The following is an 8,205-nucleotide window of genomic DNA, read 5'->3' on the forward strand; positions in this document are numbered from 1 at the left end:
TCGATCTACTCCTCCGAGTAAACGTAGGTGTGGTTGCGTCCGCTTTTCTTTGCCATATAAAGCGCCTGATCCGCATGGCGGATGATGTCTTCGATCGATTTGTATGTCGGTGAGTTGACGAACTCAGCGACGCCAATACTTAATGTGACTTGCAACAGTTCGTGATTCTCTGTTTCCACTTCGATGGAAGCCGCGCTTTCACGAATGCGCTCTGCAACAATGAAGGCGAGCCGTGCATCGGTTTGTGGCAGCAGGATGATAAATTCATCACCTCCATAGCGTGCCAGGATATCCACATCGCGGACTTGCAGCGACCTGTGCGATCTGGGCGAGGATTCTATCGCCCATGTCATGCCCGAAGGTGTCGTTGGCCTGTTTAAAACCATCTACATCAAAAAGAATGATCAGGGGTGCGGTGCGGGGGTAGATTGATTAGGGTGCAAGCTCAAAAATGGGGGTTGTACACCGGCCAGACCTGGTGCGCGCCAATATCTGTTCATATGCAAGCATTTGCTGGAGTTCACTTTGAGTGGCCTCCAATGACTTGTTCGCGCGGCGCAGGTCGTCTTCCGCATGTTTGCGCTCGGTGATATTGATCAAGCTGCCTTCGTAATACAACGCATTCCCCGATTCGTCATAGATGATGTGAACATAGTCCTCAGCCCAGAAGGTTGTATGGTCATAACGGCGGAATTCGGCTTCGAACGCAGACAGGACATTGCTCTTTTGGATTTCAGTTTTGAATCTGTCGTTAAAAGCAGTATTTACATAAAGTTCTTCGGCCCTTTTCGCCAGCAGGGTGGCGCGGTCTGGGAATCCAAACATGCGAATCAGTTCAGGGTTGACCTCCAGAATATTCCCGTCGATCGAGGTGCGGTAAAGGCCGATGGGCATATTTTCGAATAACATTCGATACGCCTGCTCTGATTGAATAAGGGCCGATTCCGCCTGTTTGCGCTCAGTAATATCCTGCTTGACGGCAATAAAGTGGCTGATCTCACTTTGAGAATTGCCTAATGGGGTAATGGTCATTTCCTCGAAGTAAAGGGTGCCATCCTTGCGGCGGTTGATCAATTCATTGTGCCAGACCTTTCCAGAGAGGATCGTATTCCAGAGGCTTCTATAGAATTCCTGATCCTGATATCCCGATTTCAGGAGTTCCCCTGAATTCTTTCCGATGACTTCAGCAGGATCGAAACCTGTAAGCTTAGGAGGAGTTGGCCCATAATGGCCTGTGGTGATGATGATTGGCGGCGGCTTCGAGGGCGGCAATTAATAGTTGAAGTTTGGCTTCGACCCGTTTTCTTTCGCTGATATCCCGCGCCACCCAAAGTGTGGCATCTTCACCCATCGGCGAAATGGATGCTTCGAACCAGGGCGTCTGTTCATCAATAAGGATCGGATACTCGATATTCAGAGTTTGTTTTGTCGTCAGGACCTTTTCCATCACTTCGAGGATTTGTTTTACCCTTTCATGTGGAAAAAAATCCTGTAGGTGTTTACCGATCACTTTTTCAGGAGAGATGTAGTACTTGCCCGGGCGGGTGGGGGGAATTCGGGTATAGACCCCATCCCGGTTGATGACCAGCACCATATCCTGAATCGATGCGAAAAGAGCGCGAAGTTCCGCTTCGGACGCGGCCAGAGCTCCTGGACCTGCTTGTGTTCAGTTTCCAGTTTCTTTTCATAGGTTACATCGCGACCGATGCCCACAGTGCCGATCATGTTACCCTGTTCATCCAGAAATGGCGCTTTGTAAACATCCAGGAACAGGAATTCTCCTTTGATATTTCCGTACTCTTCAAATCGCTGCGGGCGTTGACTGGCATGGATGATGGCATCCGAGCCGAGGCAAAGTTCGCCAAAGGTATGCCAGTTTGGATTTTCGGGGTGAGCAGCTCTTTGACGCAGGGCAAAATACAGGTCGGTTTGACCGATGGGTTCATCGGTGTCTTTTGCAATCAACAATTTTTCGACACTCGCCTTGTTCGCAAAGAGATAACGTCCATTCATCTTTTGCCAGAGGTGGGTGTATAGGCGATGAGCTGATACAGGGAGTTTGCTTTTTCTTCGCTGGCGCGCTGGGCCTCCTCCGCCTGTTTACGTTGGGTGATGTCATTACAGGTGATAAGAATGACCACCCTGACCATGACTATCGTGCACGCCGCGCGCAGATTCTCTCACCCACAAGATCGTGCCGTCTTTACAGATCTTTCTGGCCTCTGTTTGTATGCTTTGTTCCATATTTTGCAGGCAGGCTGTAAATCGCTCGCGGACGAGCGCGCGATCCTCCGTGTGGAAAATATCGAACAGCGAACAACCTATTAATTCGTTTGCTGTGTATCCCAGTTGTTCGGCGCCGAATTTGTTTACCGAAACCACGTTCGTCTGCTTTGTGTAAAGTCTGGACGGATTATCTTCGTACAGGATACGATAACGATTCTCACTTGCTTTGAGCGCGCCTTCCATTTGTTTGCGTTCGGTGATGTCACGACCGTTGATGATGACGCCTTTGATGACAGGGTCGTTCGTCAAATAATGACTGAGTATCTCGAAATAGCGCCACTTCCATTTTGATGGCGAGGCGTTGCCGGGTGGACAAGTGGTGTGTTCAAGCCCACTATGATGCTTGGCAATTAAGGTCGGGTGGATCAAGTCGAGGGCGTTTGTTCCGATCAGGGTATAGGGTTCGTATCCCAGCAGGTGTGCGACGGATGGGCTTTCGTAGATGATCCTTGCCTCTGTGTCTACGGCAAGGATGCCGTCTGACGCGTTTTCGATCAGCGCGCGGTAGTATCTTTCACTTTCGAATAATGTTTTTTCGATGAGCTTTCGTTCGGTAATATTGCGGAAGTTGATCACAACCGCCTGCACACTTGGTTCAGCTAGTTGATTGCTCAAGGTGCTTTCCACCCAATAATAGGTGCTGTTTTTATGCTTGTAGCGATACTCCAGCGTGGGGATGCAGGCAGGGTCTTGAATCAGATCGTTCATCGCCTTGAGAACGGAGGAGAGGTCGTCGGGGTGAATATGTTCCAGTGGGCTCTCGTTGATATCATCATCCAGGTCGTAGCCAAACATTTTCCTGGCAGATGGGCTGGTGTATTTTATTTTTCCATCCACTCCCACCAGGGTAATTCCATCGGGGGCTTTCTCGATCAGTGCCCTGAAATGATTCTCGGTCCGCCGCACAGCCTCTTCAGCCAGCCTTCGTTCCACCAGTTCGATCTCGACTTGTTTGGCGAGGCGGGCATTTCTCAGGCTGATGGCGACTTGCCCGGCAAAGGAATCAATTGCGGGCTCATCTTCACTGCTGATGGCTTCACTGCCAAATACGACCAGCAAACCCAGGTCTTCTTCATCCACACGCAAAGGGGCGATGATGCCCTGACTGATCCCCAGGATTTTCATTGGACCGGCCAACGGGCGCATGTATTTGGGGATCGCTTCTGTGAAGAGTTCTTCTGCTTTGTTGATCAATTCTGATTTGCCCGAGGCGATGATTCGGCTGTAGGTGCCGCCTGCTTCAATGGACCAGCAATATCCTTGCGCTGATACTCCCGCCAGTTTTTCAGCATTCTGGATAATGTCATTAGAGAGTGTTGTGTAGCTATGGCAAAGATTCTCGTGACTGCTGTCGATGGTGAGGATGGTTGCTTCAAAGCCCAGGGCCTTGATCTGGAAGGGTATATCTTGGGGTAGGGCTTGTATCGATTGGGCGGCGATAATGCAGCAGGTCGCGGCTGTGTTTTAGCGATTCTTCCACACTTCTGCGCGCGGACAATTCATCCTGTAGCTTTTGCATCAATCGCAAGTTATACAGCCCAGTTGCGATCTGTCCTGCAAAAGATTCCATGACCGGTATATCGTTTTCATCGATGAACTTGCCGTTTACCTTTAGCAATCCCAGGGTCTCATTCTCCACGCGCAACGGTGCGAGAATGCCCGGACCGAGTTTGAACGTGCTGATCAAGGTGTCGGTGAGTGCGCTGATGGATCTTGGGACGATCTCGACGATTGCCTGTTTGACCGATTGGACAAACATGGCTTTTCCGCCATCCATAGCCTGCCCATAGACCGTATTGGAGGAAAACGGGATGGGATGATCCTTCAATAATAGCCCGGTTATTTTTTCAGCTTTGCGGATCAGGTTGGGGGAATAGGATGTGTAGGCAATGGAAAGTGAGCTGGCCTTGTTGACCATCATCACGACTTCCCAGCGTTTGATGTTCCCGACAGCGTGAAAAAGTCTTCGGCTGGAGCCTGTTGAATGGATTGGAGCAAGCGCCAACAGCAGTTCGTGACTGTGACTGAGCGCGCCCTGCACCGGCTCAGGTGCGGTTTTTCGGGGAGGCTTTTGTTGCATCGAAACCATCCTTGCGAATTCACCCGACTTGCGGCCCTCATGAGATGCCACAAATAAAGCCAATATAAATTGACTTTGGCGAATCAAGTTTTGGATTTTCCCGCCGCGTTAATGAGGAATGATTACAGAATTAACTAAAAATGGAACACTTAAATTGCTTGTGTGGGGCGGAGTTGAAAAAGAATATATATTAGTTGATGTGCCTAGTCAAGGATTGCTTTCCGAAAATTGATTTGCAACAGACCGCTGTTTTTACCTGCCATCCCATTGATTCGCAAATTTCAGGATGCGCGAACGGATGTAGAACACGAACGGGTCTGCCAGCAGACGTTTTGCCTTGATCAATTCCATCGCGGCCTGCGGCGTATATCCCTGCGCGATGAGGATGCAGGCGCCCATCGTCACCCCGCGGTGGACTCCGCCTGCGCAATGGGCGTAGACCTTGCCGCCGCTTCGGATCGTTGCGAGTGCGGCTTTTGCTCCGCGGTGCAGGGCGCGCATGGGAATCGGCACGAGGGGAGAGTCAAATGTTGGAAGCCAGAGCAGTTCGAGGGGAGTCGGATGCGGGTCTTTGCGCGGGCGATATTCCACGCGCATGTTGATGACGAGGCGCACGCCGAGTCCGCGCAAGTGGTTGTAATCCTCTGCTGAGGGTGTGGTGCCGATGAAGAGGTCATCGGTGATGGGGGAAAAATTCATGCGTGAAATGGTATCACAAGTGATTGCTGTGAAGAAACCGTGAATCGAAAACGCATCTCCCGCCATTACATTCTTAGGATGTTCGTCACTGTTGAGGGGAAAGAGAATCATGCTAAAGTAACGGCGAAAATCGTATGGATATGGGGCCATACTTCTGGAAATATTTAAACATGATGCAGCCCACCTCACATCATAAAAATAAACAACATCCCATGAGATTTGCGCGTCTTATTTTGATCGCAATGGGAATTGCCCTGCTGTTGAGCACAGGTTTCCTTTTGACGGATAGCGTGAATGCCTCTCGATCCATTCAAGTTGGCATGACGCCAACGATTTCGCCCAGCCCAACGCCAACTTTCGATGCAAGCCGTTTGGATCGTCCCAACGTCCCCGCGATTCTTTCGCAGGTCGATGAAGGTCAGTTGATTTTCTGGGGCGTTTGTATTGCCTGTCATGGAGATCGCGGTCAGGGACTCACAGATGAATGGCGGTTGGGTGCTTATAAGGAAGACGGCAATTGCTGGCAATCGGGTTGTCATGGCAAGGATCATCCGCCGCATGGGTTCGAGATTCCGAAGACACTTGTCTTCCCCGCTTTGAGCATGGCGGGTTCGTTGGGACGTTTTCAAAATGCGCAGCAATTGTATGATTATGTGGTTGAGATGATGCCGTGGTGGAATCCGCGCTCACTTGGCCCTGAAAAAGCGTGGCAGGTCACTGCGTATCTGTTAAAGTTGAAAGGCAGCCTGCCCGATGGCCTGGTGTTAAATGAAACCAATGCCTCGGCTGTGCCTGTTCATCGAAAGGTGACAACCCCGCAAAACACGAACACCGCTATTTTTATTTTTTTGGGGACAGTGATTTTCGCCATGATCGGATTGGTCGCCCGTGATGCATTTGCTGGAAATGAAAACGCATCGATATCCAACCCGATACCTGGTTCAGCGGCCCGACCGAGTTTCTTCGCCCATTTACATCCCCCGACGATTCCCGCCATGCAGGCGCGCTGGCGATACACATTGGGCGCAGGCGGAGCCGCAGTTTTCCTTTCGCTGGTTTTAGTGCTGACTGGTTTGCTGGAAATGTTCTATTACATCCCGACACCGGAGAAAGCGGCCATTTCAGTTGAGACCATCACAAGCTTTGTCCCGTTTGGCGCGCTTGTGCGGAACCTGCATTACTGGTCGGCGCAGTTGTTGGTGCTCGTTGCGTTGATCCATCTTGCGCGGATCATTTTTACGGGAGCCTACAGCGCGCAGCGGAAATTCAACTTCCTGCTCGGGCTGGGGCTTCTCGTTTTTATCCTGTTGCTGGATTTCACGGGCTACGTCCTGCGCTGGGACGAGGGTATCCGTTGGGCATTGACTGCGGGGACGAATCTGCTCAAATCCATTCCATGGATTGGAAATCAACTTTATGAATTCGTGCTTGGCGGCAGTGAGCCTGGGCCCGCTGCGCTGATCCGCTTTTACTCGTGGCATATCTTTGTGCTTTCGCTGACGGGTGCGGTGGTGATGATCTGGCATTTATTCCGCGTGCGCCGTGATGGCGGCATCGCCGCTGCGCCAGCAGGTCAACGTGAGGACTCGGCGCGGATCACGCGTGCCGAATTATTACGCCGTGAGATTCTGGGAATGTTCTTCGGCGGCGTCCTCCTCGTCGTTTTTTCGATCCTCGTGCCTGCGCCCATCGCCGCTCCGATGCGCGGAGCCACCATCGTGGATGCCGATTCAAGCGCTCCGTGGTTCTTCCTGTGGGTGCAGCAATTACTTAAATTGGGTGACCCCTTCCTGTTGGGAATCCTTTTGCCTTTGGGAGTCATCCTCTTTATCGGCGCGATGCCCTACCTTTTCAAAGACATCCAACAAACCGAGCTTGGACGCTGGTTCCCGCGCAGCGGTCAGCGTGTGCAATTGATCTTCATCCTCATCTCGGTCATCATCATGGCGCTGACCGCGCTTTCCATTTCTCAATAAACCATGAAAAAACCTTCCCGACGAGATTTTCTGAAACTGGCAAGCAACTCTCTGTTAGGTCTGAGCGGATTGCTCGGCCTGGGCGGGCTCATCCGCTTCCTATCCTTCGACATGGACCCCGCACCACCCTCTGAATATGACCTTGGCCTCGCAACGGATTTTCCCCCGGGGTCGCGTACTCTGCTCATGCACATCCCTGCCGTGTTGATCCATGATAACGACGGCTGGCAGGCGTTTAGCATGGTGTGTACGCACCTTGGCTGCACGGTGGAGCAAAAGGACAGCGGATACGAATGTCCATGTCATGGCTCGAAATACGATACCGCAGGCTACGTGGCGCGCGGACCTTCGAACACGCCGCTGAAAAAATTGCGCGTTGAAGTAAGTGAAACGGGGAATTTGATTTTGTTTATGAATTAGATCGTCCTTGGGTGGAAGGAGATGTTGTATTTTTGTCACGCGCAATGCCGCTTTGCAGGTTGTACAGTAGAAAGTGGTTATGGCAGAGACCGAATTCGAGCATAATGTTTTCACACCCATAGCGGAGTTGCCTTGGCTTATTTTGCTGTGAGCATTTTCCTTTCAGCTTTTTTGTTATTTCAGATCGAACCGATGGTCGGCAGGTTTATCCTGCCCTGGTTTGGCGGGACATCTGCCGTCTGGTCAACGGTTTTAATGTTTTTCCAGATATTGCTCACCGGCGGCTATGCTTATGCCTATTGGCTGGCTGGCCGCGGGCAAAATCGGAAGCGGGTTATGATCCATGTGGCATTGTTAGCCGTATCACTGATCGCCATATTGATCTGGGGATTTATATGGAAATCGCCGATCATCCCCGACCCGAATCAGCAGTCATCCTCAACTACAAACCCGATCTGGGAGATTTGCAAATTGTTGGGGATTTCGATTGGCCTGCCGTTTTTCCTCCTCGCAACCAACAGCACCCTAATGCAGACTTGGTGTCACCGTACTTGTCCGCATCGTACTCCGTATGTGTTATATGCCTTGTCGAATGCTGGGTCTGTTTTAGGTCTCCTCAGTTACCTGTTGATCGTAGAACCTGCATTGACACTTCATGCGCAGAGGATCGCGTGGTCGGTTGGATATTTACTTTTCGCACTGCTGGCAGGTTATGGGGCGATCCGCAGCCTTCAGATCAAGTCC

General features: G+C 51.2%; 9 protein-coding genes and 1 pseudogene. 3 read left to right on the forward strand and 7 right to left on the reverse strand.

The genetic code is table 11. From position 1 onward, the window contains the following. Positions 1-5 precede the first annotated feature (5 nt). From IPI86_RS07280 to IPI86_RS07310, 7 genes are all read right to left on the reverse strand, one after another. Positions 6-353 (reverse strand): GGDEF domain-containing protein, encoded by a 348-nt coding sequence (locus IPI86_RS07280; protein WP_345297332.1) that lies wholly within the window; start codon positions 351-353, stop codon positions 6-8. Positions 354-432: 79 nt separating this feature from the next. Beyond that, on the reverse strand, positions 433-1,272 hold the full coding sequence (locus IPI86_RS07285) for a PAS domain S-box protein (protein WP_345297333.1): 840 nt from the start codon (positions 1,270-1,272) through the stop codon (positions 433-435). Then, entirely contained in the window at positions 1,208-1,594 is a 387-nt protein-coding gene (locus IPI86_RS07290) for a PAS domain-containing protein (RefSeq protein ID WP_345297334.1), read from the reverse strand. The genes IPI86_RS07285 and IPI86_RS07290 overlap by 65 nt, the downstream gene beginning before the upstream one ends. Continuing rightward, positions 1,507-2,013 carry a PAS domain-containing protein gene (locus tag IPI86_RS07295; protein ID WP_345297335.1) on the reverse strand — a complete coding sequence of 169 codons (507 nt, stop codon included), beginning with the start codon at positions 2,011-2,013 and terminating at the stop codon, positions 1,507-1,509. The genes IPI86_RS07290 and IPI86_RS07295 overlap by 88 nt, the downstream gene beginning before the upstream one ends. 105 nt (positions 2,014-2,118) lie before the next feature. After that, positions 2,119-3,480 carry a PAS domain S-box protein gene (locus IPI86_RS07300; RefSeq protein ID WP_345297336.1) on the reverse strand — a complete coding sequence of 454 codons (1,362 nt, stop codon included), beginning with the start codon at positions 3,478-3,480 and terminating at the stop codon, positions 2,119-2,121. 178 nt (positions 3,481-3,658) lie between these two features. Further along, complete coding sequence (locus IPI86_RS07305; protein WP_345297337.1) at positions 3,659-4,366, reverse strand: hypothetical protein; 708 nt, start codon at positions 4,364-4,366, stop codon at positions 3,659-3,661. Between the two features lie 252 nt (positions 4,367-4,618). Next, positions 4,619-5,215, reverse strand: a complete 597-nt coding sequence (locus IPI86_RS07310) for a dual specificity protein phosphatase (RefSeq protein WP_345297338.1) — start codon at positions 5,213-5,215, stop codon at positions 4,619-4,621. A gap of 20 nt (positions 5,216-5,235) precedes the next feature. Here IPI86_RS07310 and IPI86_RS07315 point away from each other — a divergent pair, with 20 nt between their 5' ends. From IPI86_RS07315 to IPI86_RS07325, 3 genes and pseudogenes are all read left to right on the forward strand, one after another. After that, entirely contained in the window at positions 5,236-7,041 is a 1,806-nt protein-coding gene (locus IPI86_RS07315; RefSeq protein ID WP_345297339.1) for a cytochrome b N-terminal domain-containing protein, read from the forward strand. Positions 7,042-7,044: 3 nt separating this feature from the next. Next, on the forward strand, positions 7,045-7,461 hold the full coding sequence (locus tag IPI86_RS07320; RefSeq protein ID WP_345297340.1) for a ubiquinol-cytochrome c reductase iron-sulfur subunit: 417 nt from the start codon (positions 7,045-7,047) through the stop codon (positions 7,459-7,461). Between the two features lie 132 nt (positions 7,462-7,593). Further along, positions 7,594-8,205 (forward strand): annotated as a pseudogene (locus IPI86_RS07325) (ferrichrome ABC transporter permease); the annotation flags it as partial.

It is taken from the genome of Candidatus Villigracilis affinis (assembly GCF_016705895.1).
GTDB classification, from domain to species: Bacteria; Chloroflexota; Anaerolineae; order Anaerolineales; family Villigracilaceae; genus Villigracilis; species Villigracilis affinis.

Coding starts and splice junctions, on each gene's coding strand:
- IPI86_RS07280 (WP_345297332.1), bottom strand. CDS start 353: ATGACATGGGCGATAGAATCCTCGCCCAGATCGCACAGGTCGCTGCAA.
- IPI86_RS07290 (WP_345297334.1), bottom strand. CDS start 1,594: ATGGTGCTGGTCATCAACCGGGATGGGGTCTATACCCGAATTCCCCCC.
- IPI86_RS07295 (WP_345297335.1), bottom strand. CDS start 2,013: ATGAATGGACGTTATCTCTTTGCGAACAAGGCGAGTGTCGAAAAATTG.
- IPI86_RS07305 (WP_345297337.1), bottom strand. CDS start 4,366: ATGCAACAAAAGCCTCCCCGAAAAACCGCACCTGAGCCGGTGCAGGGC.
- IPI86_RS07310 (WP_345297338.1), bottom strand. CDS start 5,215: ATGGCCCCATATCCATACGATTTTCGCCGTTACTTTAGCATGATTCTC.
- IPI86_RS07315 (WP_345297339.1), top strand. CDS start 5,236: ATGATGCAGCCCACCTCACATCATAAAAATAAACAACATCCCATGAGA.
- IPI86_RS07320 (WP_345297340.1), top strand. CDS start 7,045: ATGAAAAAACCTTCCCGACGAGATTTTCTGAAACTGGCAAGCAACTCT.